We start from the raw sequence: 24,699 nt of genomic DNA on the forward strand, positions 1-24,699 counted from the left end.
TGTGGAATTCGGCGCGTGTCGGCTACCTTTCATATGTGCCCCCCGAGACAGTCGAGGTTCGTCGGAGCGCACGACGGCGGCGAACCGTTTCCGCGTACCGCGATGGAGACAAGACCATCGTGTTGCTTCCGGCTGGTCTGAGCACGACCGACGAGGAGCAGTGGGTACGCCGCATGCTCGACCGCCTTGCGGCCAAGGAGCAGCGAAGACGCCCGAGCGACGACGACCTGCTGGAACGGGCGGCGGAGTTGTCGGCGCGCTACCTGGACGGAAAGGCCCTGCCGACCAGTGTGCGCTGGGTGGAGAACCAGCTCCACAGGTGGGGTTCGTGCACCCCCGACAACGGCACGATCAGGCTGTCGGTCCGGCTGCGGGGCATGCCGGCCTGGGTCGTCGACTACGTCATCATGCACGAGCTCGTCCACCTGCTCGTGCCGAGTCACGGCCCGCGCTTCTGGGCCCTCGTGGAGCGCTACCCCCGGGCGGAACGTGCCAGGGGCTTCCTGGAGGGTTTCTCGATGGCGGCCAACGGCGCCCTGGAGGAGTGTTGACCCGGGTCGCGGCGGTGCTGGTCACGCCCGGTATGGCGGACGCGGCTCCGCCCGGCGTGGACCCGGCCGAGTTCCTGACGGCGATGGCCGAGGACACCTACGAGATGGTCGCCGGGCTCGAACTGGTGCGGCCGGTGATCCTGTCCGCCGGCGTGCCGGGGCTCGAGGACATCGCCTGGCCGGGCACGCCCGTCCTGCAGATCGCCTCACCCGCCGACGCCTTCGCCGCGCTGCCTCCGGAGGAAGAGGGGGTGATCGTCAGTGCCGACGCCCCCGACCTGCCGCCCCTGCTGATCGGAAAGCTCTTCAGGGAACTCGGGCGGGCGCACCTCGCGGTCTGCCCGGCCGAGGGCGGCGGCGCCGTCGCCGTGGCGGCGCGCCTGCCGGTCCCTGAATGGGCCGCGCCCGACCTCGACGAACCCGACGTCGTCGCGGCGATGCGCCGCCGGGCGCCGGGGCCCCGCATGGTCGCCACCGGTCCCGGCTGGCACCGGCTCAGGAAACCGCAGGACGTGGCCCGCCTCGACCCCGGCCTCGAAGGCTGGGACAACACCCGGGCCCTGCTGACCTGAGTCACAGGCGTGCGGGCAGGCGAAGCTCGGCGAAGAACGCCCGGTGGTCGCTGCCCGGGATCTTGTAGACGCCGGTGCTCACCGCCGACGCCCTCTCGTCGTACAGGACGTGGTCGATCGTGATCAACGGCGGGAACCGCCTGTTGGCCGGCCAGGTGGTGGTCAGGCCGTCGCCGGTCGCGTCGGCCGCGTCCGCGTATCCCCGTCCGAGCACCGCGCGCAGGGCCGAGTGATCGAGGCTCGCGTTGAAGTCGCCGGCCAGGACGCGTACGACGCCGGGGGACGCCGCCGGGAGCACCGCCAGTTCAGTGGTCCACTGGGCCACGTCATGGCTGTTCAGCGGCGAGAGGGTGTGCACGTCGACGATCTCCACGGGCGGCCCGGACGGCAGGGCGAGCCGGGCCCTCGGCATGTTGTGGCTGCCCTCGGGGGCGAAGTCCGGCGCCTCGGTCAGGGGGTGGCGCGCGTAGATCCCGCTGCCCGAGGATCCCGGTCCGTCCTCCAGGTGCCGGTACGGCAGCAGCCTCCCCACGCCCGCCGCGTCCAGCGCCTCGACGGCCTCGGGGGTGAGTTCCTGGGTGTTGAGCACGTCCGGTTCTAGCCTGCGCGCGAGATCCACCACGGTCGCGGCGTCACCAGCGCCGTAGAAGAGGTTGACCGTGAGGATCCGCAGCGACGGCCCGGTGGCCGTGGGGGTCGAGCCGACCGCGCGGGGCAGGACCATGGCCGCCAGGAGGACCGACGTCGCCACCGCCACCGCGATCACGGCCGCGCGGCGGGCGGCCAGCGCGATCAGGACCGCCAGGAGCGACGCGGCCGCGACATAGGGCGTGCCCGTCATCAGCGCGACGCCCAGGCCCCTTTCGACGCCGGCGAACCGGGCCGCCGCCCAGACCGCGAACGGCGCCACCGCTATCCACGCCAGGAGCGGGGAGACCCGGAGCCTCCGGCGCGGGGGAGAGACGATCTCACCGCCCACGTCAACCTTGGTCACGTCACGACACTAGCCACCGGTTGCGAAAGGCGGTGTAAGCGTGACGTGCGCAAACCGTGCAGAAGTCACGCGCGGCACAGCGACCGGGCGCGGCGGGCCAGCCGCCGGGTGGCCTCGTCGCTCAGCTCCGGGATCTCCTCCACCGGGAACCAGCGCAGGTCGAGGGACTCGTCGCTGATCACCGCCTCGGCCCCCGGCGGCGCGACCGCGCCGTATTCGACGTCCAGATGCCAGCTGTGCGGCGGGTGGCACCAGACCCTGTGGCGGTCGAGGGCGAGCGGGCCGTCCAGCAGGACCAGCCCGGGGATGCCCGACTCCTCGGTGGCCTCGCGCAGGGCGACCTGCGCGAGCGTGGTGTCGGTCGCCTCGCAGTGCCCGCCCATGGGCAGCCACATCCCGGCCTTGGCGTGCAGGGTCAGCAGCACCCGCTCGCCGTCGTGCGACAGGACGGCCGTCGTCGCCGTGAGATGGCCGGGTGCGCACTCGCGCCACATCGCGTCGTCGTGGCCGCGCAGGTGCGTCAGGAACTCCTCGCGGAGCCGCTCCTCCTCAGGGGTGGGCGCGACCCATCCGGCCAGTACGGCTTGCGCGTCACGATGCAGGCTCACCGGCGCAGCCTACCGACAGTCGGCGAACCTACTCGCCGGTCTCCCCGTCGGAGCCGGGCTCCTTGGGCTCTTCCAGCGCGGACAGGTCGAACTCGGCCTCGCCCTTCACGAACGACTCGGGGTTGTCCAGATCGTCCGCGGTGGGCATCAGGTCGGGGTGACCCCAGACGGCGTCCCTGCCCTCGATCCCGCGCTCGTCACCCAGGGCCTTCCACAGGGCGGCCGCCTCACGCAGCCGTCTCGGGCGCAGCTCCAGGCCCACGAGTGTGGCGAAGGTCCGCTCGGCCGGGCCGCCCGTGGCACGGCGGCGCCGTACGGTCTCGGCCAGCGCAGCGGCGGACGGGAGCTTGCCCTCTGCGGCCGCGTCGACCACCGTGGCCACCCAGCCCTCGACCAGCGCGAGCGCGGTCTCCAGCCGGGTGAGCGCGACCTTCTGCCGCTCGGTCTCCTCGGGCTTGAGCAACTCGCCGCCGCCCAGGACCTCCTGGATCCGCTCGGGGTCGCTGAGGTCGAGCCCCTGGAGCTTGTCCTGCAGGGCGGACACGTCCACCGTGATGCCCTGGGCGTACTCCTCGACCGCGCCGAGCAGGTGCGCCCGCAGCCACGGGACGTGCTGGAAGAGCCGGTGGTGCGCCGCCTCGCGCAGCGCGAGGTAGAGACGGATCTCGTCGGAGGGCGTCTCCAGGCCCTTGCTGAAGGCGGCGACGCCTCCGGGCAGCAGGGCGGCGGTGTCGGACAGGGGCAGGCCGATGTCGGAGGAGCCGACCACCTCGCGGGCGAGCGAGCCGAGGGCCTGGCCGATCTGCTGGCCGACCATCATGCTGCCCATCTGTTTGAGCATGCCCATGAGCGGCCCGGCCATGGCCTGCGCCTCGGGCGGCAGGCCCGACCCGCCGAGCGTGCCGCCCATCGTCTCCACCATCTGGGCGGCGACGGGATCGCACAGCTGTTTCCAGACCGGGACCGTTTTCTCGATCCACTCCGACCGGCTCCAGGCCTGCGGGGTGGTCACGCCGCTCGGCAGCGTGGTCACCTCGTTGAGCCACAGGTCGGCCAGGTTGAGGGCCTCGACGATCTGACGTCGCTCGCCCTCCATGACGCTCGGATCGCCCTCGGCGACCACGGCGTGCCGTGCGATGTTCTTCGCCATGTCCCAGTTGACGGGCCCGGCCTCCGGTGAGGCGGACAGCATGTCGGCGAACTGCCGCATGGCCGCGGCGATCTGCTCCGGGCTGCCGAACATGGCGAACGGATTGTCGTTGGGGTCGTTTTCGCGACCTGGCAGGTCAGTCACCGCGCCACCTCGTGCAGGATGGAGGAGTCCACATCCGCCACGTTATCCGCCGTGGGGCGGATCAGTGCAAAGTGAGGACCTCGTGCCTACCTCGAAACGCCTGCGTCCCCCTGTCGTCGCCGTCACCGGCGCCGCCTCCGGTCTCGGCCGGGCGTTCCTCGCGAAGGTGGCCTCGTCTGCGGATTTCCGTCGCGTGGTGGCCATCGACGAGCAGCGCGGCGACATCCCGGACGTCACCTGGCGGGTCCTCGACATTCGTGATCCGCTCTTGGCGAACCGGATCTCCGATGTGGACGTCCTGGTGCATCTCGGCATGGACGAGTCGCTCGACACCGACCCCGCCGAGCGCCGCCGCTACAACCTGCGCGCCGCCCAGACCGTGCTCACGGCCTGCGCCGCGGCCCGGGTGCGGCGGGTCGTGCTGGTGACGAGCGCGATGGTGTACGGCGCAGCCGCCGACAACCCGGTGCCCCTGCCGGAGGACGCCCCGGTCGCGGCCGAGCCCGACACCGGCCTGGTGGGCGACCACCTGGAGATCGAAGCCCTGGTGCGGCGGTCGCTGCGGGCGCACCCCGGCCTGGAGGTGACCGTGCTGCGGCCCGCCGCCCTGGTCGGGCCGGGCGTCGACACCGTCATCACCCGCCACTTCGAGGCGCCGCGGCTGCTGGTGGTGAAGGGCTGCCTGCCGCGCTGGCAGTTCTGCCACGTCGACGACCTGGTGTCCGCGTTGGAGGCCGCCGCCCTTGGCAGGGTCGGCGGGGTCGTGGCGGTCGGCTCGGAGGGCTGGCTGGAGATGGAGCAGGTGGAGGAGCTCTCCGGCCTGAAGCGGTTCGAGCTGCCGGCGGGTCTGACGTTCGGCACCGCGCAGCGGCTGCACCGGCTCGGCATAACGCCGACCGCCGCGACCGACCTGCACTACGTGGTCTACCCCTGGGTGGTCGACGGCGTGGCGCTGCGGGAGGCGGGCTGGAAGCCGGCCTGGACCAACGAGGCCGCGCTGCGGGAACTGCTCGAACTGTGCGAGGGCAGGCACGCGGTCGTCGGCCGCCGTCTGTCGGGCAAGGAGGCCACGATCACCGCCGCCGGCGCGACCGTCGCGGTCATCGGCACGGCCGCGATCGTCCGCGCCGCCCGCCGCAAGCGCCGCACCTGATCGGGCCCAGGCACTAACCTCGGGGACGTGGACGTCATCCGATTGCTGGCCATTCGCGACACCCCGCTGTCCGTGGACGAGGTGCTGGGCGCCGTGGAGGACCACGCCGCCGGGGGCACGGCGGTCTTCGTCGGCACCGTGCGCGAGCAGGACGGCGGCAGGCCGGTGACGCTCCTGTCGTACTCGGCGCACCCGTCCGCCGAGGAGCACCTGCGCAGGGTCGCCGAGAAGGTGGCGTCCGACCACCAGGTGACGGCGCTGGCGGCCGTCCACAGGGTGGGCGACCTGCGCCTGGGGGAGATCGCCGTCGTCGTGGCGGCCGCCTGCCCCCACCGCGGCGAGGCGTTCGAGGCCTGCCGCAGGCTGATCGACGACCTCAAGCACGAGGTGCCCATCTGGAAGCACCAGGTGTTCGCCGACGGGGACGCCGAGTGGGTCGGCGCCTGCGAATAGCCGCCTGTGAACAGCGCTGTGGAATCCGTGGAGCCCGGAACGCATAGAGTTCGTCCATGTCCCGACGCGCTCTGACCCTGCTGGTCGCGGGTTTCCTCGCGCTCGCGTTGGCCGTGATCGGCGCCATGCTGCCGGTGCCGTACGTCGTGCTGAGCCCCGGCCCCACCGAGAACACGATCGGGGACGTCAAGGGCAAACCGGTCATCACGATCTCGGGCCACGAGACCTATCCCACACAGGGCAGGCTGAGCCTGGTCACCGTCGCCTACCAGGGCGGGCCCGACAACCGTCTCGACCTGCTCACCGCGCTGCGGGGCTGGCTCGACCCGACGGTCGCCGTGGTGCCGGAGGAGACGCTGTTCCCGAAGACGACCTCGGCCCAGCAGGTCGAGGAGCAGAACACGCAGGAGATGACCGACTCGCAGCAGTCGGCCACCGCCGCCGCGCTGAACGCGCTCAAGATCCCCATCGAGAAGATGGTCACGGTCGCGGCGACCGACAAGGGGGCGCCGGCCGACGGGAAGCTCAAGCCGGGTGACGAGATCACGGCGGTCGACGGCACGGCGGTGGGCGAGCTCGGGTCCGTCGCGGCGTCCGTGCAGAGCCACAAGCCCGGCGAGCAGGTGACGTTCACGGTCAGGCGCGACGGCGCCTCGTCGCAGGTGCAGGTCGGCACCGTGGCGGGCAAGGACGGCAAGACCAAGGTCGGCGTCCAGATGCGTTCGGGCTACCGTTTCCCGTTCAAGGTCGACATCAGCGTGGGCGAGGTCGGCGGGCCGAGCGCGGGCCTGATGTTCTCGCTGGGCATCTACGACAAGCTGACGCCGGGGGCGCTCACCGGAGGCATGTCGATCGCGGGCACCGGGACGATCGACCCGGCCGGCAAGGTCGGCCCGATCGGCGGGATCGAGCAGAAGATGGTCGGCGCGCGCCGGGCCGGGGCGACGGTCTTCCTCACGCCCGCCGGCAACTGCGCCGACGCCGTCAAGGCCGCGCCCGCCGGGCTGCGCCTGGTGCGGGTCGAGACGCTGGACGGCGCGATCAAGGCGGTCGACGCCCTGCGCGACCACTCGGGCGAGGTCCCCGCCTGCCCGGCCGGCTGAGCGTACGCCGCGGGCGCGGCGGTCGTGACCTGCCCGTCTTGAGGCGGGGGCGTCACGAGAACGATCAGATCTGTTACCACGACCACGCCGGTCGCAGTGTAGGTTTCCAAGCACGGACCGTTGCCCTCTGACAATCATGGCCCTGCCAATCTGAGACAAGGGGTTGAGCGTTGAGCTTCCGGAGCCCCGGAGCCGGACGGGCGGTGCGCTTGCCCCGACGGCCGCGCCTTCTGATACCTGTGCTGATCGCCGTTGTGGCGATCGTCGTGTTACTACTGGTCTTCTCGGGGATCTACACCGACTACCTCTGGTACGACTCGGTGAACTTCTCCTCGGTGTTCTCCACGATGCTGCTCACGCAGGTGGTGCTGTTCGTCGTGGGCGCCGCCCTGATGATCGCCATCGTGGGCGGCAACATGGTGCTCGCGCACCGCACCCGCCCGATGTTCGGGCCGGGGATGTTCGGGGCGCCCCAGGGCGCCGACCGCTACCGGGTGGCCCTCGACCCGCACCGGCGGCTGGTCTTCCTGGTCGGCATGGGCGTGCTGGCCCTGTTCACGGGCTCGTCCACGGCGGGACTGTGGAGGACCTGGCTGCAGTTCGTGAACCGCACGCCCTTCAACGAGAAGGACGCGCAGTTCGGCCTCGACCTGTCGTTCTTCGTGTTCACGATCCCGTTCCTGCGGATGCTGCTGAACTTCCTGTTCACGGCCGTGGTGCTGTCGATCATCGCGGCCACGGTCGTGCACTACCTGTACGGCGGCTTCCGGATCTCCTCGCCCGGCGGCGTGCACGCCACCCGGGCCGCCCGGGCGCACCTGTCGGTGCTGCTCGGCGTGTTCGTCCTGCTCAAGGCCGCGGCCTACTGGCTCGACAGGTACAGCCTGGTCTTCTCCGACCGCGGCAAAACCTTCGGCGCGTCGTACACCGACGTGCACGCGGTGCTCCCGGCCAAGGGGATACTCGCGGTCATCTCCCTCATCTGCGCGCTGATCTTCTTCGCAGGCGTCATCAGACCGGGCGGGATGTTCCCGGGTGTGGCGTTCGGGCTGCTCGTGCTGTCGGCCGTTCTGATCGGCACCGTCTATCCCTCGCTGGTCGAGCAGTTCCAGGTCAAGCCGAACCAGCAGAGCAAGGAGCAGGCGTACATCCAGCGCAACATCGACGCGACTCGAAAAGCCTACGGAGTCGATACGGCGAAGGTCACGGAGTACAGCGCCAAGACCGACGCCGACGCCTCCGTGCTGCAGACCGAGGCGTCGGCCATCCCCGGCATGCGCCTGCTCGACCCGAGCCTGCTGTCGCCGACGTTCCAGCAGAAGCAGCAGATCAAGGGCTACTACCAGTTCCCCGAACAGCTCGACATCGACAGGTACCCCGTCGACGGCAAGCCGCGTGACACGGTGGTGGCGGTCCGCGAGATCGGCCGCCCGCCGGACGGGCAGCGCAACTGGATCAACGACCACCTGGTCTACACGCACGGTTTCGGCTTCGTCGCCGCGCCCGGCAACAAGGTGGACAGCAGCGGTCTGCCGGAGTTCAGCGAGCGCGACATCCCCCCGGTCGGCGACCTCGGCGACTACGAGCCCCGCGTCTACTTCGGCGAGAACTCGCCCGACTACTCGATCGTCGGCGGTCCCGAGTCGGGCAAGAAGATCGAGCTCGACTACCCGCAGCAGGGACAGTCGGGCGCCGACCAGCAGAACACCACCGGTCAGGTCAACAGCACCTACGAGGGCAAGGGCGGTGTCTCGGTCGGGAACTTCTTCCGCCGGCTGCTCTACGCGGTGAAGTACGGCGAGACCAACCTGCTGCTGAACTCGAACATCAACTCCGAGTCGCGCATCCTGTACAACCGCGAGCCGGTGGAGCGCATCCAGCAGGTCGCGCCGTTCCTCACGCTGGACCGCGACCCGTACCCGGCCGTGGTGAACGGGCGGATCGTGTGGATCGTGGACGCGTACACGACCTCGGACTCCTACCCCTACTCCGAGCGCAAGAGCCTGGAGTCGCTGACCACCGACGTGCAGTCGAGCCGCCTCGGCGTGCCGCAGGTGCCCAGGGACGAGGTCAACTACATCCGCAACTCGGTCAAGGCGACGGTGGACGCCTACGACGGCACGGTGACCCTGTACGCCTGGGACGAGTCCGACCCGGTGCTGAAGACCTGGGAGAAGGCCTTCGGCGGGGTCGTCAAGCCGGCCTCGCAGATCAGTCAGGCGCTGCGCGCCCACCTGCGCTACCCGGCCGACCTGTTCAAGGCCCAGCGGGAGATCCTCACCTCCTACCACGTCACCGACGCCAACGCGTTCTTCGGCGGCCAGGACTTCTGGAAGGTCCCGGAGGACCCGGCCACCGGCAAGAGCAAGCAGCCGCCGTACTACGTGACGATGAAGATGCCGGGCAGCGAAACCGAGCGCTTCTCGCTGACGACCACGTTCGTGCCCAACCAGCGGCAGAACATGGCGGCGTTCATGGCGGTCGACGCGACGGCCGCCACGCCGAACCCGTCACTGGAGATCCTCCAGCTGCCGAGCACGACCGCGGTCCAGGGGCCGCCGCAGGCGCAGAACCTGTTCGAGTCGAACCCCACGGTCTCGGAGCGGCTCAACCTGCTGCGGGGCACGGCCGGCGCGACCGACGTGCTGTACGGCAACCTCCTCACGCTGCCGTTCGGCAACGGCCTGCTCTACGTCGAGCCGGTCTACATCCAGCCGCGCGCGGAAAGCTCCGGCAAGTACCCGACGCTGCGCAAGGTCCTCGTGCTGTTCGGGGAGAAGGTCGGCTTCGGCGACAACCTGAGCGGGGCGCTGGAGCAGGTGTTCGGCGGCACCGTGGCCACGCCGCCGGAGCAGACACCCGACCAGCCGCCCGGTCAGGTCACCCCGCCGGAGAACTCCTCGGCGCTGACGTCGGCGCTTGGCCAGGCCCAGCGGGCGTACGAGGACTCGCAGAAGGCGCTGTCGTCGAACCCGCCCGACTGGAAGGCGTACGGCGACGCGCAGACCGCGCTGAAGAAGGCGCTGGACGACCTGGCCAAGCTCAAGGGCGGGACGCCCGCCTCGACGGCGTCCCCCGCCCCGAGCGCGAGCGCCAGTCCGAGTGCGAGCGGGAGTCCACCGGCCAGTGCGACCCCCAGCTCCACACCGAGCGGCTGAGCCCTTCCGGAGCCCCGCGTCCCCACGGGCGCGGGGCTCCGGTTTGCCTCCCGCCCGATACCGGGATACGCTCGTAGAGCCGACGCGGGGTGGAGCAGCTCGGTAGCTCGCTGGGCTCATAACCCAGAGGTCGCAGGTTCAAATCCTGTCCCCGCTACCAAGAGTCAGAGGCCCGGTCTCCGGAAACGGAGGCCGGGCCTCTGATCGTTTGTGGGCGGCCTGTCCCCGACGGCGCCGCCGCGGTCCGCCGCGTAGTTGTTCATGCCGGGCGGTAGTCGAACCAGTCGACGTGCGCCCGTCCCCGGCCGGCGTGGCCGTTGCTCGTCGCGTACAGGCCGAGGTAGACCCCCACGAACCCGCCCGCGCGCTCGGTGCTGAAGAGCGACCGCTCGAGGGTGCCCAGGCTGATCCACCGGCCGGTGCCGGGGTCGTCGAGGCGGAAGGTGTAGCCGGCTTCGTCTCCCTCGACCGCCAGCGACACCTCGTCGGCCGCCGCTACGGAGGCCAGGCGCCTGCTCGTGCCCCCCTCCCGGACCGTCAGCACGACGCGCGCCCGTCCGCCGTCGTCCACCGTGAGGGCGAGCGTGGCGTGGTGGTCCTGGTTCTGGAAGACGGCCAGCCCGGCCTCGTGTGACGGATCTGCCGCGGCGAAGCGGATCCGGGTCCGCGCGCGGAAGCGGACGTGCTGCTGGCGCCGGCCGAGGAAGGCAGGTACGCCGGTGGAGGCGAGGGTCTCGGGGGCGAGGTCGATGTCGAGCCCGCTCCCGCCGGGCGAGCGTCTGACGCGGTCGGAGACGGGGCCGCGGAGGCTGTTCCACTCCAGACCCGGCTCCGGCGCGTCGAAGCGCTCCCGGCCCACCACGGCCGCGTCGTCGTCTTCCGTCCTCCCGGAGGCGATCGACGGGAGTTGCTCCGACAGCCGCACACCGCCGGACTCCGGAGCGAAGACCGGCCCCTGGGGACTCCAGGTGACGGGCACCAGGAACACTTCGCGGCCCAGTGTGTGGGTGCCGTCGATCGGCCGCACTCCGAGCGTCACCGCCCAGGTCTCGCCGTCGGGGGTCTCCACCAGGTCGGCATGGCCGACGTTGTGGATCGGTTCGCCGGGGCCGCGGTGCCGGTGGGTCAGCAGGGGGCTGCGCGGGTCGGTGACGTAGGGCCCGGTGACGACGTCGGAGCGCGCGGCGGTGACGCTGTGGTTGTCTTCTGTGCCGCCCTCGGCGGCGATGAGGTGGTAGACGCCGTCGCGCTTGTAGATGTGCGGCGCCTCCACCCAGGCACCGCGTACGGCGCCATGCCAGAGCACGTGAGTCGGGCCGACGAGCTTCAGACGGTCGAGGTCGAGCTCGCGCATCCACAACTCGCCGGGTCCGTCGCCGCCCGGATGAGCCGCGTCACGGGTGGCGGTGAGCCAGCAGCGGCCGTCGTCGTCGAAGAACAGCGACGGATCGATGCCCTCGGCCTCCAGCGGGACCGGGTCGGACCACGGCCCGGCGGGGTCGTCGGCGGTGACGACGAAGGTGAGGCCGCCCTGCCGGTTTCTGGCCAGGGTGGAGACCACGTAGAACGTGCCGTCGTGATGGCGGATGGTCGGCGCCCAGATGCCGTCGGAGACGTCCAGGCCCTCCAGAGACAGCCGGCCCGGCCGGTTCAGGACATGCGTGAGCTGACGCCAGCCGACCAGGTCCCTGCTGTGGAAGAGGGGGATGCCGGGAAAGTAGGCGAACGACGAGGTGACCAGGTAGAAGTCGTCGCCGACCCGGCAGATCGACGGATCCGGATAGCAGCCGGGCAGGACCGGGTTGCGGAAGGTGCGCACGGGGAGGCTCCGAAGCGTGTGTCCGCTCTGTTACCGAGCAGGGGGCGTACCACGAGGGGCTGACCCTGCGGGTGTACCCGGGACCGGACGGCGAGACCACCCTCACGCTCACTGGCCACGCCTCCGGCTGGACGTACGAACTCGCCTGGCTCCACCAAACGATTTGGCACCGGCCCCCGGCGGCGGGTAAGCTTCAGAACACAACGACGCGGGGTGGAGCAGTTCGGTAGCTCGCTGGGCTCATAACCCAGAGGTCGCAGGTTCAAATCCTGTCCCCGCTACCAAGAGTCGAGGGCCCGATCTCCGAAACGGAGACCGGGCCCTCGGTCTTTCACGGGTCCAGTCCAGTGCGGTCCGGTACGGGCACGGCCGTCGGCCTCGGACGGGGAGTAGCGCATGATCACGTTGGATCGCCTGGTCAACGTGCTGGGCGCGTACGGCGTACGGCTGTGCGGGCGGCCCGAGAGGCGCTCGGCGCGGCTGCGCAGCGTGGCGATGCCGGACGCCACCGACGGCCGGGTCACCGGTGACGTGCTCGTGGCCGTGGGAGCCGGGTCGGTGACCGAGGCGGTGCGGTGGGCGGTCGCGGCGCAGGCCACGGTGGTCCTGGTGCGGGCGGGAGCCGAGTCGGCCCGCGAGGCGGCCGTGGCCGGCGAGAGCCACGACGTGGCGGTGATGCTGGTCGACCCCGCGGTCTCGTGGAGCCACCTCGTCGGGGTGGTCTACGGACTGGTGCTGGAAGGGCGGGAGACCGAGTCGGGGCGGGGGCCCACGGACCTGTTCGCGCTGGCCGACAGCCTGGCCGACACCGTCGGCGGCGCCGTGACCATCGAGGACCCGCTCTCGCGGGTGCTCGCGTACTCGCGCTCGCAGCAGGCGGGCGACCCGGCCCGGCTGGAGACGATCCTGGTGCGGCAGGTTCCGGAGCGGCTGCGGGAGATGTTCCGGGCGCAGGGGGTGCTGGCCCGCCTGGCGGCGTCGGACGAGCCGATCTTCGTCGAGCCGGATCAGTCGCACGGCATGACGGGGCGGATGGTGGTGGCCGTGCGAGCCGGCCGCGAGCTGCTCGGGTCCGTGTGGGTGACGTGCGGCAGTCCCCTGACCGGGGCGCGGCACACCGCGCTGGCGAACGGCGCGCGCACCGTGGCGTTGCACCTGCTGCGCTCCCGGGCGAGCGCGGATCTGGAACGGCAGGTGGAGTCCGACCTGGTCGTCCGGCTGCTGGAGGGCACCGCCGACGCCGCGACCGTGGTCAGCCGCCTGGGGCTGGCCGTGCGGGAGATGCGGGTCGTCGCGGTGCGCACGCACACCTCCGAGGAGCCGCACGCCATGCTGCTGCTGGCCTTCGAACGGGCCACCACCGGTTTCGGCTGGTCCAGGCCAGGGAGAAGCACGCTGCTCGGCGACACCCTCTACACGATCCTGCCGGACGCGGGGGCGGCGGCGGCACGGGAATGGGTGGCCACGCTGGGGGCGGGGCTGCCGTCGCGGGTGCGCGTCGCGGCCGGGATCGGCGCGGCGGCCTCGGCGGCGGAGTTGCCGGTGAGCCGCCGGGAGGCGGAGGAGTGCCTGGCGCTGCACGAGAGGGACGCCTCCCACGCCGTGCCCCCCAGCGGGCCGCCCGCGTACGACGAATCCTGGGACGACATCCTGCTGCAGCGGCTGCGCGCCGCGGCGCGCGCGGGCCGCGTCCCCGCACGCGGACCGGTGAGCGCGCTGCGCCGGCACGACACCCTCTACGACACCCACTACGTGGCGACGTTACGGGCGTGGCTGGAGGCCCAGGGCGATCTCGCGGTCGCCGCCGAACGGCTCGGCGTGCACGCCAACACGGTCCGCAACCGCCTGCGCAGGATGAGCGAGGTGACCCCGTTGAACCTGGACGACCCGCGCAAGCGCCTCGCCATGGTCATCACTCTGGCAGCCGAGGACGAATAGGAGGTTGTCCGAAACCCACAACACGGGCTCCATGATTGTGCGGCCGCTACAACGGTACGCGGCGCCGTACGGGCCATGCTGACCGGGCAAGCAGTCACCTGGTGTGGAGGTGGGACATGTCCGGCGCCGAGCGCGTCAACGACTGGCCGCAGTCGGTCATCGTGGTGGGCGCGGGGATCGTGGGCCTGTCCACCGCGTGGTTCCTGCAGGAACGCGGTGTGGAGGTCACCGTGGTCGACCGCCGGGGCGTGGCGGCCGGCGCGTCCTGGGGCAACGCGGGCTGGATCGCGCCGGGCCTGGCAATCCCGCTGAACGAGCCCTCCGTGCTGCGTTACGGCCTGCGCTCGATGGTGAACCCCGCCGCGCCGCTGCACGTCCCTGCGACCGTCGATCCGGGACTGTGGGCGTTCCTGACCCGCTTCGCCGCCAACTGCCGGTGGTCGTCGTGGACCCGGGCCGTGCGCGCCAACCTGCCGCTCAACGACGAGTGCATCGAGGCGTACGAGGTGCTCGCCGCCAACGGCGTGGCCGCCCCCATCGAGGACGCGCCGATCACCGCCGGGTTCCGGACGCCGCGTCAGGCCCAGGGCCTGCTCCACGAGCTGCGCAGGATGGCCGAGGCCGGGCAGCCGGTCGACCACACCGCGCTGGACGCACGGCGACTGGCCGAGGCCGTGCCGCTCGCCTCGGAGGCCCTGACCGCGGGCGTGCGGATCGACGGGCAGCGCTACATCGACCCCGGCCGCTTCGTTCACGCCCTGGGCGAGGCCGTCGTCGCCCGGGGCGCCACGGTCGAGAAGCACGAGGTCGCCGACGTGCGCACCGACGCCAGGAAGGCCGTCGTGGTGGCCAAGGACGGCGCCGTCCTGTCCGCCGACGCGGTGGTGCTGGCCACCGGCGCCTGGCTGTCCCGGCTGGCGGGCCGCTGGGGCGTACGCGTCCCCGTGCGGGCCGGCCGCGGCTACTCGTTCACCGTGCCGGTGGACCACCCCGTCCCCGGCCCGATCTACCTGCCGGACGTGCGGGTGGCGTGCACGCCCTACCAGGGCGGTCTGCGCGTCGCGGGCACGATGGAGTTCCGCGACCCCGACGCTCCGGCCGTCGAGGCCCGGCTGCGGGCGATCATCGCCTCGGCCCGCCCCCTGCTGCGGGGCGTGCGCTGGGAGGAACGCACCGACGTCTGGGTCGGCCCCCGGCCGGTCACGCCGGACGGGCGACCCCTGATCGGCGCGACCGACGCCCCGGGAATCTACGTGGCCGGCGGGCACGGCATGTGGGGCCTGGCCCACGGCCCGGCCACGGGACGGCTCCTCGCCGAGCAGATCACCACCGGCAAGCAGCCCGCCGCCCTGCGGGAGTTCGACCCGGTGCGCTGAGGCGTCGTTTTTCGGGCCATTGGTCGGCCTTGTCGTGTGACGACAACAATCTGCCGACAGATGTCGCATAGTGACATTGAGGCGGGACCGTCCGGTGGTGAAGGCTCCCCGCATGCAGGCCCGCATCACACTGGAGGACGTCGCCGCGCTGGCTCGCGGCTGCGCCGTGCTCGGCACCGGCGGCGGCGGGGACGTCCGCCCCGGAGCCATCGCCGCCCGGCGCGCGATACGCGAGCACGGCGACGTGCCGCTGGTCACCCTGGACGAGTTGCCCGATGACGCCCTCGTGCTGCCGCTGTCGGGGATCGGCGCCCCGACCGTGAGCAACGAGATGGTCCACGGCACGGACGAGCCGGTCAGGATCGCCGAGGAGATCGAGCGGATCTTCGGCCGGCCGCCCGCCGCGGTCATGTCCTCGGAGATCGGCGGCGGCAACGGCGTCGCCCCGGTGGCCTGGGCGGCCAGGCTCGGGCTGCCGCTGCTCGACGCCGACGCGATGGGCCGGGCCTTCCCCGAGGTCCAGATGGTCTCGATGTACGTGGCCGGGATCCCGGCCAACCTCGTGGTCATGTCGGACGTCGTCGGCAACGTCGTGACGATCCGGCCGATCGACGGCCTGTGGTCGGAGCAGATCGCGCGGGCCGTCTGCGTGGCCGCGGGGTCGAGCGCCCTGATGGCCGACTACGTGCTGGCCGCGCGGGAGTGCGCGGGCGCGGTGATCGAGGGCACGGTGAGCCGGGCGATCGCGGTCGGCCGGGCGACCGAGGGCGCCGCCGACCCGCTCGCGGCTCTGACCGCGGAGCTCGGCGCGGTACGGCTGATCACCGGCAAGCTGGCCGACCTGGAGCGCAGGACCACCGGCGGGTTCGCCCGGGGCACGGCGACGATCGAGGGCACCGGCGACGACCGGGGCAGGACGATCACCCTGGAGATCCAGAACGAGAACCTCGTCGCCGTCGAGGACGGCCGCGTCAGGGCCATGGTGCCCGACCTGATCACGGTGGTCGACAGCCAGACGGCGACGGCGATCCAGACCGAGGGGCTGCGGTACGGCCAGCGGGTGACCGTGCTCGCCTGGCCCTGCGACCCCCTGTGGCGTACGCCGAAGGGCCTGGAGACGGCGGGCCCGCGGGCGTTCGGCTACGACATGGACTACCTGCCGGTGGAGAAGATCGCATGAGTACCGCACTGCGGGTCGGCATCGACGTGGGCGGCACCAACACCGACGCGGTGGTGCTGGACGAAGACGACCGGGTCCTCGCCACCGTCAAGCGGCCCACCAGCCCCGACGTGACCGAGGGACTGCGCGCGGCGCTCGACGCGGTCCTCGCCGAGCTGCCCGAGCCCCACCTGGTGAAGCGGGTGATGCTCGGCACCACCCACGCGACCAACGCCATCCTGGAGCGGCGCGCGCTCGGCCGGGTGGCCGTGCTGCGTCTCGGCGCCCCGGCGACCACGTCCGTGCCGCCGCTCAGCGAGTGGCCGGACGACCTGCGCGACACCGTCGCGGCGGGAACCGCGATCGTGCGCGGCGGGCACTTCGTGGACGGGCGCGAGATCGCGCCCCTCGACGTGGACGCGGTCAGGAAGTTCGTGGCCACCACGCCGGCCGACGCGGTCGCGGTGGCCGGGGTGTTCAGCCCGGCGAGCGCCGACCAGGAGAACCGGGTCGCCGAGATCATCCGCGCCGAGATCGGCGACGTGCCGGTGAGCCTCAGCCACGAGATCGGCTCGCTCGGCCTGCTGGAGCGCGAGAACGCGACCGTGCTCAACGCCGCCCTGTACGGCGTGGCCCGCGACGTCACCGCCGCGCTGCGTGAGGCCCTGCAGGCGAGGGGCCTGGAGGTCGAGACGTACTTCGCGCAGAACGACGGCACGCTGATGGCCGTCGACTACGCGGCCCGCTACCCGGTGCTGACCATCGGCTCGGGGCCGGCCAACTCGCTGCGCGGCGCGGCGTACCTGTCGGGCGTGACGGACGCGATCGTGGCCGACGTCGGCGGCACCTCGACCGACCTCGGCGTCCTCGTGGGCGGCTTCCCCCGGGAGTCGGCCGCGGCGGTCGAGATCGGCGGGGTCGCGACCAACTTCCGGATGCCCGACATCCTGTCCATCGCGCTCGGCGGCGGCACGATCGTGGGGGCGGAGCCGCGCTCGGTGGGCTACCGGATCGGCACTGAGGCGCTGGTCTTCGGCGGCTCCACCCCCACCATGACCGACGCCGCGGTGGCGGCAGGGCGGGGAACGGTCGGCACCCGTCCCGTCCCGGAGGAGTGGCGCGAGAGGCTGGCCCGGGCCGTACGGGCGGCCGACGAGGCCGTCGCGGACGCGGTGGACCGGGTCGCGCTGGGTCGTTCGCGTTCGGGCCGGGCCGACCGGCCGCTCGTGGCGGTCGGCGGCGGCGCGTTCCTGCTGCCCGGCGAGGTGCCGGGGGCCCGCGAGGTGATCCGCCCGGCGCACGCGGAGGTGGCCAACGCCGTGGGCGCGGCCATCGCCCTCGCCAGCGGCAGGCTCGAAACGATCGTGCCCGCTTCTGGAGGCGGGAGCTCCAGGGCTAGATTGATCGACAACGCCAAGGAGGAGGCGGCCGCGCGGGCCGTCGCCGCCGGGGCCGACCCCGCAACCGTTCAGATCGTCGAGCTCAGCGAGATCCCTCTCAGCTACCTTCCTGAGCCCGCCGTGCGCCTGCACGTCAAGGCCGCCGGCCCCCTCGCCCGGCAGGCCGGATAGGAAAGGAACTCCCTCACATGCGCTGGCACAAGCGTCTTCTCGCCGCGGGAGCCGTGGCCGCCGTGACCGCCACCGCCGCGGCCTGCGCGGGCGGGCAGGTCCGCGGCGCCGCCGACTCCACCCCGCAGCCCGGCTCCTCCGCGGGCTCGGCCGGAGGCACGGCCGACAGCACGTTCGTTTACGTCCCCAACCTGGACGTCGTCACCGACTGGGACCCCGCGAGCTCGTACTCCAACGAGAACATCGCGATGGAGAACATCTACGAGTCGCTGACCAGGTACAACCCGCAGACGAAGAAGGCCGAGCCGCGGCTGGCCTCCTCGTGGACCTCCTCGCCCGACGGCAAGACGTGGACGTTCACGCTGCGCGAGGGTGCGAAGTTCCACACCGGCAAGCCGGTGGACGCCGCCGCGGCCAAGGCCGCGATCGAGCGCACGATGAAGGAGGCGCAGGGCGCGGCCTACATCTGGGGCGCCGTCAAGAAGATCGAGGCCAAGGACGCCACGACGCTGGAGTTCACGCTCAAGTACCCCACACCGCTCGACCTGGTCGCCTCGGCCGGCTACGCGTCGTACGTCTACGACACCACGGCCGCCTCCGGCGACCTGAAGAAGTGGTTCGGTGAGGGCCACGACGCGGGCTCCGGGCCGTACACGATCGAGAACTGGCAGAAGGGCAAGGAGACCGAGCTCACGCTCAAGGCGTTCGACGACTACTGGGGTGGCTGGGACGGCCAGCACTACAAGAAGATCGCCTACCGGGTCACGCCCGAGCTGACCACCGCCTGGCAGCTGCTGCAGCGCGGTGAGGTGTCGTTCGTCCAGCGGCTCAACTCCCAGCTGTTCGCCCAGGCGGGGAGCACGGACACGGTGCAGACCTCGCAGACGCCGTCGTTCCAGAACCTGCTCGTGCTGTTCAACACGGCCGGCGGTCCGCTCAAGGACGTGAAGCTGCGCCAGGCCCTGCAGAAGGCGATCGACTACGACGGCCTCGTGGCGGCGATGAAGGGCTCGGGCGTGGCCGCGACCGGCCTGGTCCCCGAGGGCCTGCTCGGCAACATCCCCGGCATGGTGCCCAAGCAGGATCTCGCCGGCGCCGAGGCGCTGCTCAAGGACGCCGGGTACGGCCCCGGCGGCAAGCAGCTCGACCTGACGCTGACCTACGCCCAGGGCGACGCCGACCAGGAACTGCTGGTCACGCTGCTCTCCTCGGCGCTCGACAAGCTGAACGTGAAGCTGTCGGCCAAGCCGCTGCAGTGGACCACCCAGTGGGACCAGGGCAAGGCGAAGGACCCGTCCAAGCGCCAGGACGTCTTCGTCATGTACTGGTTCCCCGACTACGCCGACGCCTACTCGTGGTTCGTCAACGTCTTCCACGGTGAGAAGGACGTGCAGTTCAACCTCTCCTACCTGAAGGACGCGGCGATCGACAAGGAGATCGACGAGCTGCCCGCCCTCACGGCGACCGACAAGGCCGCCGCGGAGAAGGCGTACGCCGACCTCCAGAACAAGATCATCAATGAGCAGGCGGCGGTGGCCGTGCCGTACGTGCAGAACTACCAGCGGGCCTTCGCCAAGTCGGTCGAGGGGTACGTGGACAACCCGGCCTACCCCAACGTGGTGTTCGTCTACGACCTGAAGCCCGGCGCCTGATCATGCCGAGGTACCTGATCCGCCGGCTCGGCCAGGCCGTCCTGGTCGTGGCCGGCGTGATCGTCCTCACGTTCGCCATCATGCGCCTGGTGCCCGGCGACCCGGCCGTGGCGTACGCCGGTCCGAAGGCGACCGCGGCCGAGCTCGCCGAGGCCCGGCTGAGGTTCGGCCTGGACGACCCGCTGCCGGTGCAGTTGTGGAACTACGTGCGCGACCTGCTGGGCGGCGACTGGGGGACCAGCCTGCACACCCGGCAGCCCGTGCGCGACGACCTCTTGCAGGCGTTCCCCGCCTCCCTCGAACTCGTGGGCGCGGCGCTGATCATCGCGCTGGTCGCAGGCATCCCGCTGGGGATCGCCGCCGCCCGCTACAAGGGCCGCCTGCCCGACCTGTCGGTGCGGCTGTCGTCGATGCTGGCCGTGTCCGTGCCGGTGTTCTGGCTGGCGCTGGCCCTGCAGACGGTCTTCGCCAGCGGGCTCGGCTGGTTCCCGGTGGCCGGGGAGTACGACGCGTCGCTCGACCACAGCAGCCCGCTGCACCTCTACACCAACATCACGGCCGTGGACGCGCTGATCACCGGCAACTGGCCGATCCTCACGAGCACGCTGTCGCACATGGTGCTGCCCGCCCTGGTGATCGCGGCGTACCCGGCCGGAGTGGTGGCCCAGATGACCAGGGCCGCCCTCATCGAGGAGTCGTCGCGCGACCACGCCCGGCTGGAGCGCGCGCTCGGCTTCGGGGAGACCGCGGTGCTCACCCGGTTCGCCCTGCGGCCCGCGCTGAACCCGGTGCTGTCGCTGATCGCGCTCGTCTTCGCGTACTCGATCGTGAACGGCTTCCTCGTGGAGGCCGTGTTCAACTGGCCGGGCCTCGGACGGTACGCCGCCGACTCGATCCGCTCGCTCGACACTCCCGCCATCGCCGGGGTCACGCTGCTGGTCGCCGTGCTGTACGTCGTCGCCAACCTCGCCGTGGACCTCCTCCAAGGCGTGGTCGACCCGAGGGTGAGGGCGCGATGACCGCTCCGGCCTTGACCACATTCCGCCGTACGCCGCTGCGGCGCCTGGCCGGGGTGGACCGCCTTGCGGTGGCGGGGGCCGTGCTGCTCGGGATCGTCGTGCTGGCGGCGCTGCTCGCGCCGTGGATCGCCCCCTATCCCGAGGACGGCGGCTCGGCCACGCATCCCCTGGAGGCGCTGCTGCCGCCGAGCGGCGCCCACTGGTTCGGCACCGACCAGGTCGGCCGCGACGTGCTCAGCCGGGTCCTGTTCGGCGCCCGCACCTCGCTGCTGATCGCCGTCGCGGTGCTGGCCGTCAGCGGCGTCGCCGGCGTGATCCTGGGAGTGGTCGCCGGGTACGCCGGCGGCTGGGCCCGCGACGTGATCATGCGGGTGACCGACGTCTTCCTCGCCTTCCCCGCGCTGCTGCTGTCGCTGGCGCTCGCCGTGGTGCTCCAGCCGAGCGTGACCACCGTGATCGTGGCGATCGCGGTCACCTGGTGGCCGTGGTACGCCCGGCTCACGGCGTCGGTCGCCGCGTCCGTGGCCACCCGGGGCTTCGTCGACTCCGCGCGCTGCCTGGGCGTGCCCGCCCCGCTCATCGTGCTGCGGCACGTGCTGCCGAACTCGCTCACGCCGGTGCTGGTCCAGCTGTCGCTGGACGGCGGCGGGGTCATCCTCACCGCCGCCGCGCTGTCGTACCTCGGGCTGGGCGCCCACGAGCCGACCTCGGAGTGGGGGCTGATGGTCCAGCAGGGCCAGTCGCTGTTCACCACCGACTGGTGGGTGGTGACCTTCCCCGGCCTCGCCATCCTGGTCACCGCGTTCTCGTTCAACGTGCTCGGCGAGGGGCTGAGGGCGAGGCTGTCGCGATGAGCGAGCGTAGCGAGCGAATCAATGAACACAGCGCCTGGCGAGGTGTTGAATCGCGCGCCTCCGGCACGACCGAACTCCGAGCCGAAGGCGAGGAGGGCGCATGAGTCTGATCAGCGTGAAGGACCTCGTCGTGCGGATCGGCGACCGGGTGATCGCGTCGGTTCCCGAACTCGACGTGGCCGCCGGGGAGTGCGTGGCGATCGTCGGCGAGAGCGGGTCGGGCAAGACGACCACCCTGCTCAGCACGCTCGGCCTCGTCCACGGCGCGGACGTCTCCGGCCGGATCGCCGTCGGCGACGTGGACGTGCTCACGGCGAGCCCGGCGCGGCTGCGGGAGATCCGCGGCTCGCGGGCCGCCCTGGTCATGCAGAGCCCGCAGGCCGCGCTGAACCCCACCATGCGCCTGGGCACGCTCATGCGCCGCGCGCTCGCCCGCCACGGCGTCAAGGGCGCGGACGCGCGGGAGCGGGCCGAGGAGGGCGTCCGCGCGGTGCTGCTCGACCCCGAGATCCTGCGCCGCTACCCCCACCAGGTGTCCGGCGGCCAGGCCCAGCGGTTCGCCATCGCGCTGGCACTCGCGCTCGGCGCGCAGGTCGTGCTGGCCGACGAGCCGACCAGCGCGCTGGACGTGACCGTGCAGGCCGAGGTGGTCGCGGTGCTGCGCCGGCTGCGCGACGAGCGCGGCCTCGCCGTGCTGCTGGTCTCCCACGACCTCGCGCTGGTCTCCACGATCGCCGACCGGGTCGTGGTGATGCGCGACGGCGCCGTGGTGGAGAGCGGCCCCGCCGCCGAGGTGTTCGCCCGGCCGCGCGACCCCTACACCCGCGAACTGATCGCCGCCGTGCCCGCACTACCAGAAGCGGTGCCCGCACTACCCGAACCTGCTGATTCCGACGAGGGGGAGGGGCCATGACTCTGCTCGCAGCCGAGGGGGTCACCCTCGCCTACGGCGCGACCGCCGTGGTCCACGACGTGAGCCTCGCCGTGGACGAGGGCGGGGTGGGCCTGATCGGGGAGAGCGGCTCGGGCAAGACCACGCTCGCCCGCGCCCTGCTCGGCCTCATGCGCCCGCGCTCCGGCGCCGTCCGGTACGGCACCCGCGACCTGGCCGGGCTCGGCAGGGCGGGCCGGGCCGAGTTCCGCCGGGCCGTGCAGCCGGTCTTCCAGGACGGCAGCGAGGCGCTCGACCCCCGCATGACGGCCGGGGCGTCGATCATCGAGGCGTTGACCACCCACCACCGCATGTCCGGGGCCGAGCGGCGGGACCGGGTCGCCGCGCTCCTCGCCGACGTGGGGCTCGACCCCGCGCTCGCCGCCCGCAGGCCGCACGAGATGTCCGGCGGCCAGCGGCAGCGGGTGGCCATCGCCCGCGCCCTGGCCGTGGAGCCGCGACTGCTGGTGCTCGACGAGCCCACGAGCGCGCTCGACGTCACCGTGCAGGCCAAGATCCTCGACCTGTTGGAGAGGCTGGCCGCGGAGCACGGGCTCGGCTACCTGCTCATCACGCACAACCTCGGGGTCGTGGGGCGGCTGTGCCGTACGTCGTCGGTGCTGTTCGCCGGGCGGGTCGTCGAGTCAGGCCCGACCGGGGAACTGCTCACCCGGCCGGCCCACCCGTACACCCGGGCGCTGCGCGACGCGGTGCCGCGCATGGGCGGCGAGCCGCCGCGCGCCGCGGGGCGGACCGAGGCGGCCGCGGCGGCGACCGGGTGTCCCTTCCGGCTGCGCTGCCCCCTCGCGGTGGACCGCTGCCGGGAGGAGACGCCGGAGCCGCGTGAGGTCGAGGGGCGTAAGGTGGCATGCCACCGTGCGGAGGAGGTGCTGACCACCCCGGCCTCCTCGGCTCCCTCCGCCCCCCGCGACCCCGGCGACCCCCGCGACCCCCGTGACGAAGGTGATGCCCCTCATGCGCCGCGTCAGTGACCTGCTCAGGACGCCCGCGGGCCGCAGGCTGACGCTCGTCGCCGGGCCCTGGGACGCCCGGGAGGTCGGCAGCGTCGTCCTCGTCGACGAGATGCGCGAACTGGCCTCGGCGGCCCCCGGCGCGCTGGCGATCCTGTCCCGCCACGCCATGCGGTCGTGCGACGTGCTCGACGCGCTGCGCCTGGCCGGGCGCGGCGGCCTGGCCGGGATCGTGCTGCCCGGCCCCTCGGGCACCTCGCCGGAGATGGTGGAGCTGGCCAGGCGGGAGGGGGTCGCGCTGCTCGCCGGCGCCTCCGACCACTCGCTGTCGGACACCGTGCTCGGCCTCAGCGCGGCCGTGCGCGCCGATCCCGGGCTGCTGCTGCGCCGTACGCGCGAGGCGATCGACGGCCTCGGCGCGATGGAGGGCGCGGGCGAGGACGACATCCTGCGCGCGGCGTCCGCCTCCGTCGGGGTCGCGTACGTGGTCGCCGACCTGGCCGACCCGGCGGCCAACGCGACCGTGATCAGGGTCGGCGGCCGGCCGGACGGCTACGTGTGCTGGGAGGGCGAGGACCCGGCGGCGGCGATCGTCGCGCAGGTCGTCGCGACCACGCTCGGCCGGGTGCGGGCGGCGGCGCGGGAGGCGGAAGCGGCCCGCGAGCGCGCGCTGCTGGCCCTGCTCGGCGCCAAGGACACCCGGACCGCCGCCCGCCGCGCCCGGCACGAGGGCGTGCCCGTGGACGGCTGGCACGTCGCGGTCTTCCTGCGCGACCCCGGCGGCGGCGCGACCCCCGGGGCGGCGGATCCGGTGCTCCGCGAGGCGCGCCGGGCCGCCGCGGCGCTGCCCGGCGCACTGGGTCTCCGCAATAAGGGACTCGGCGACAGGGGTCTCGGGGATAAGGGTCTCGGCGATGCCGGCCTCGGCGGGACGGCCGACCTGTCCGCGCCGCCGCTGGTCACCCGGTGGCAGGACGGCGTGCTCGTGCTCCTCACCGCCGACGAGCGGACGACTCTCGGCGCCGGCCTGCCCCACCCGCCGAGGGCACTGTGGCCGTCGGTAACGGGAGCAGGGATCGGCACCTGCCAGGCGGGACCGGACGGGCTGCGCCGTACGGCGTCGCAGGCGCGCGCGGCCGCCGCCCGCGCCGCGGCCGGGGAGGTCGTGCGGTTCGACCGGCTCGGGGTCCACGCGCTCCTCGCCGAGTTGAGCGGCAGCGAGAGCGCGCTGGTGGCCGCCAGGGACATGCTCGCCCCGCTGGAGCGCCTCGGGGCGCTCAGCGCCCACGCGGTGCCCACACTGAAGGCCTACCTGGACAGCTGGGGCTCCCGCACCAGGGCGGCTGAGCTGCTCAACCTGCATCCCAACGCGGTGGCCCACCGGATCAGGCGCATCGCCGAGGCGCTCGACGCCGACCTGTCCGACCCGCAGACCCGCTTCGCGCTCCAGCTCGCCTGCCACGTGGTGCTCGACCACGACTGTCTCCCGGGGACAACAACGCCGATCTCGTCGTCGTGAGGGC

20 protein-coding genes and 2 tRNA genes are annotated in these 24,699 nt (G+C 72.4%); 18 read left to right on the forward strand and 4 right to left on the reverse strand.

Annotation, left to right across the window (positions count from 1 at the left end; genetic code table 11):
• The first annotated feature begins 35 nt into the window (after nt 1-35).
• Nucleotides 36-551, forward strand: a complete 516-nt coding sequence (locus tag ACQEVJ_RS05775) for a M48 metallopeptidase family protein (RefSeq protein ID WP_433097911.1) — start codon at nt 36-38, stop codon at nt 549-551.
• The gene (locus ACQEVJ_RS05780; protein ID WP_433097913.1) at nt 548-1,123 is read left to right on the forward strand and encodes a DUF2064 domain-containing protein; all 576 of its coding nucleotides are present in this window, start codon (nt 548-550) and stop codon (nt 1,121-1,123) included. The genes ACQEVJ_RS05775 and ACQEVJ_RS05780 overlap by 4 nt, the downstream gene beginning before the upstream one ends.
• A 1-nt stretch (nt 1,124) precedes the next feature.
• Here the strand turns inward: ACQEVJ_RS05780 and ACQEVJ_RS05785 are convergent, their stop codons facing one another.
• The 3 genes from ACQEVJ_RS05785 to ACQEVJ_RS05795 all read right to left on the reverse strand — a co-directional run bounded on the left by ACQEVJ_RS05785 (nt 1,125) and on the right by ACQEVJ_RS05795 (nt 4,019).
• Nucleotides 1,125-2,117, reverse strand: a complete 993-nt coding sequence (locus tag ACQEVJ_RS05785) for an endonuclease/exonuclease/phosphatase family protein (protein ID WP_433097915.1) — start codon at nt 2,115-2,117, stop codon at nt 1,125-1,127.
• A 65-nt stretch (nt 2,118-2,182) separates the two neighbouring features.
• Nucleotides 2,183-2,725: an NUDIX hydrolase gene (locus tag ACQEVJ_RS05790; RefSeq protein ID WP_433097917.1), complete on the reverse strand. Its 543-nt coding sequence runs from the start codon at nt 2,723-2,725 to the stop codon at nt 2,183-2,185.
• Nucleotides 2,726-2,753: 28 nt separating this feature from the next.
• Nucleotides 2,754-4,019, reverse strand: coding sequence for a zinc-dependent metalloprotease (locus ACQEVJ_RS05795; protein ID WP_433097919.1), 1,266 nt, complete (start codon nt 4,017-4,019; stop codon nt 2,754-2,756).
• Nucleotides 4,020-4,101: 82 nt separating this feature from the next.
• On the opposite strand from ACQEVJ_RS05795, the gene ACQEVJ_RS05800 reads away from it, so the two are divergent.
• The 5 genes from ACQEVJ_RS05800 to ACQEVJ_RS05820 all read left to right on the forward strand — a co-directional run bounded on the left by ACQEVJ_RS05800 (nt 4,102) and on the right by ACQEVJ_RS05820 (nt 10,046).
• Nucleotides 4,102-5,172 (forward strand): NAD-dependent epimerase/dehydratase family protein, encoded by a 1,071-nt coding sequence (locus ACQEVJ_RS05800; RefSeq protein WP_433097921.1) that lies wholly within the window; start codon nt 4,102-4,104, stop codon nt 5,170-5,172.
• A gap of 27 nt (nt 5,173-5,199) precedes the next feature.
• Nucleotides 5,200-5,625, forward strand: a complete 426-nt coding sequence (locus tag ACQEVJ_RS05805; protein WP_433097923.1) for a molybdenum cofactor biosynthesis protein MoaE — start codon at nt 5,200-5,202, stop codon at nt 5,623-5,625.
• Between the two features lie 56 nt (nt 5,626-5,681).
• Nucleotides 5,682-6,728: a YlbL family protein gene (locus tag ACQEVJ_RS05810; RefSeq protein ID WP_433097925.1), complete on the forward strand. Its 1,047-nt coding sequence runs from the start codon at nt 5,682-5,684 to the stop codon at nt 6,726-6,728.
• A 239-nt stretch (nt 6,729-6,967) separates the two neighbouring features.
• On the forward strand, nt 6,968-9,886 hold the full coding sequence (locus ACQEVJ_RS05815; RefSeq protein ID WP_433097927.1) for a UPF0182 family membrane protein: 2,919 nt from the start codon (nt 6,968-6,970) through the stop codon (nt 9,884-9,886).
• Between the two features lie 83 nt (nt 9,887-9,969).
• A tRNA-Met gene (locus tag ACQEVJ_RS05820) sits at nt 9,970-10,046 on the forward strand.
• 99 nt (nt 10,047-10,145) lie between these two features.
• Here the strand turns inward: ACQEVJ_RS05820 and ACQEVJ_RS05825 are convergent.
• Nucleotides 10,146-11,705, reverse strand: coding sequence for a glycoside hydrolase family 43 protein (locus ACQEVJ_RS05825; RefSeq protein ID WP_433097929.1), 1,560 nt, complete (start codon nt 11,703-11,705; stop codon nt 10,146-10,148).
• A gap of 207 nt (nt 11,706-11,912) precedes the next feature.
• Between ACQEVJ_RS05825 and ACQEVJ_RS05830 the strand changes: the two genes are divergently transcribed.
• The 11 genes from ACQEVJ_RS05830 (at nt 11,913) to ACQEVJ_RS05880 (ending at nt 24,695) form a co-directional block, all read left to right on the forward strand.
• Nucleotides 11,913-11,989, forward strand: a tRNA-Met gene (locus ACQEVJ_RS05830).
• Between the two features lie 112 nt (nt 11,990-12,101).
• Complete coding sequence (locus tag ACQEVJ_RS05835) at nt 12,102-13,643, forward strand: PucR family transcriptional regulator (RefSeq protein WP_433097931.1); 1,542 nt, start codon at nt 12,102-12,104, stop codon at nt 13,641-13,643.
• Nucleotides 13,644-13,759: 116 nt separating this feature from the next.
• On the forward strand, nt 13,760-15,019 hold the full coding sequence (locus ACQEVJ_RS05840; protein WP_433097933.1) for an NAD(P)/FAD-dependent oxidoreductase: 1,260 nt from the start codon (nt 13,760-13,762) through the stop codon (nt 15,017-15,019).
• A gap of 97 nt (nt 15,020-15,116) precedes the next feature.
• The gene (locus tag ACQEVJ_RS05845; RefSeq protein ID WP_433097935.1) at nt 15,117-16,199 is read left to right on the forward strand and encodes a DUF917 domain-containing protein; all 1,083 of its coding nucleotides are present in this window, start codon (nt 15,117-15,119) and stop codon (nt 16,197-16,199) included.
• Nucleotides 16,196-17,749: a hydantoinase/oxoprolinase N-terminal domain-containing protein gene (locus tag ACQEVJ_RS05850; protein ID WP_433097937.1), complete on the forward strand. Its 1,554-nt coding sequence runs from the start codon at nt 16,196-16,198 to the stop codon at nt 17,747-17,749. Before ACQEVJ_RS05845 ends, ACQEVJ_RS05850 begins: the two co-directional genes overlap by 4 nt.
• 17 nt (nt 17,750-17,766) lie before the next feature.
• Nucleotides 17,767-19,401, forward strand: a complete 1,635-nt coding sequence (locus ACQEVJ_RS05855; RefSeq protein WP_433097939.1) for an ABC transporter substrate-binding protein — start codon at nt 17,767-17,769, stop codon at nt 19,399-19,401.
• A gap of 2 nt (nt 19,402-19,403) precedes the next feature.
• Entirely contained in the window at nt 19,404-20,420 is a 1,017-nt protein-coding gene (locus tag ACQEVJ_RS05860; RefSeq protein WP_433097941.1) for an ABC transporter permease, read from the forward strand.
• Nucleotides 20,417-21,274: an ABC transporter permease gene (locus tag ACQEVJ_RS05865; protein WP_433097943.1), complete on the forward strand. Its 858-nt coding sequence runs from the start codon at nt 20,417-20,419 to the stop codon at nt 21,272-21,274. The genes ACQEVJ_RS05860 and ACQEVJ_RS05865 overlap by 4 nt, the downstream gene beginning before the upstream one ends.
• A gap of 100 nt (nt 21,275-21,374) precedes the next feature.
• Entirely contained in the window at nt 21,375-22,187 is an 813-nt protein-coding gene (locus tag ACQEVJ_RS05870) for an ATP-binding cassette domain-containing protein (protein ID WP_433097945.1), read from the forward strand.
• A complete protein-coding gene (locus ACQEVJ_RS05875; protein WP_433097947.1) occupies nt 22,184-23,197 on the forward strand; it encodes an ABC transporter ATP-binding protein in 1,014 nt (337 codons plus the stop codon). Before ACQEVJ_RS05870 ends, ACQEVJ_RS05875 begins: the two co-directional genes overlap by 4 nt.
• Nucleotides 23,181-24,695, forward strand: a complete 1,515-nt coding sequence (locus tag ACQEVJ_RS05880; protein WP_433097949.1) for a PucR family transcriptional regulator — start codon at nt 23,181-23,183, stop codon at nt 24,693-24,695. Before ACQEVJ_RS05875 ends, ACQEVJ_RS05880 begins: the two co-directional genes overlap by 17 nt.
• The last annotated feature ends 4 nt before the right edge of the window (nt 24,696-24,699 follow it).

This window comes from Microbispora sp. CA-102843 (assembly GCF_050936215.1).
Classification (GTDB): domain Bacteria; phylum Actinomycetota; class Actinomycetes; order Streptosporangiales; family Streptosporangiaceae; genus Microbispora.

Excerpts from the sequence above, each read along its gene's own strand:
- ACQEVJ_RS05840 (WP_433097933.1), top strand. The coding sequence starts at position 13,760 with ATGTCCGGCGCCGAGCGCGTCAACGACTGGCCGCAGTCGGTCATCGTG.
- ACQEVJ_RS05810 (WP_433097925.1), top strand. The coding sequence starts at position 5,682 with ATGTCCCGACGCGCTCTGACCCTGCTGGTCGCGGGTTTCCTCGCGCTC.
- ACQEVJ_RS05870 (WP_433097945.1), top strand. The coding sequence starts at position 21,375 with ATGAGTCTGATCAGCGTGAAGGACCTCGTCGTGCGGATCGGCGACCGG.
- ACQEVJ_RS05875 (WP_433097947.1), top strand. The coding sequence starts at position 22,184 with ATGACTCTGCTCGCAGCCGAGGGGGTCACCCTCGCCTACGGCGCGACC.
- ACQEVJ_RS05865 (WP_433097943.1), top strand. The coding sequence starts at position 20,417 with ATGACCGCTCCGGCCTTGACCACATTCCGCCGTACGCCGCTGCGGCGC.
- ACQEVJ_RS05850 (WP_433097937.1), top strand. The coding sequence starts at position 16,196 with ATGAGTACCGCACTGCGGGTCGGCATCGACGTGGGCGGCACCAACACC.
- ACQEVJ_RS05860 (WP_433097941.1), top strand. The coding sequence starts at position 19,404 with ATGCCGAGGTACCTGATCCGCCGGCTCGGCCAGGCCGTCCTGGTCGTG.
- ACQEVJ_RS05855 (WP_433097939.1), top strand. The coding sequence starts at position 17,767 with ATGCGCTGGCACAAGCGTCTTCTCGCCGCGGGAGCCGTGGCCGCCGTG.
- ACQEVJ_RS05880 (WP_433097949.1), top strand. The coding sequence starts at position 23,181 with ATGCGCCGCGTCAGTGACCTGCTCAGGACGCCCGCGGGCCGCAGGCTG.
- ACQEVJ_RS05835 (WP_433097931.1), top strand. The coding sequence starts at position 12,102 with ATGATCACGTTGGATCGCCTGGTCAACGTGCTGGGCGCGTACGGCGTA.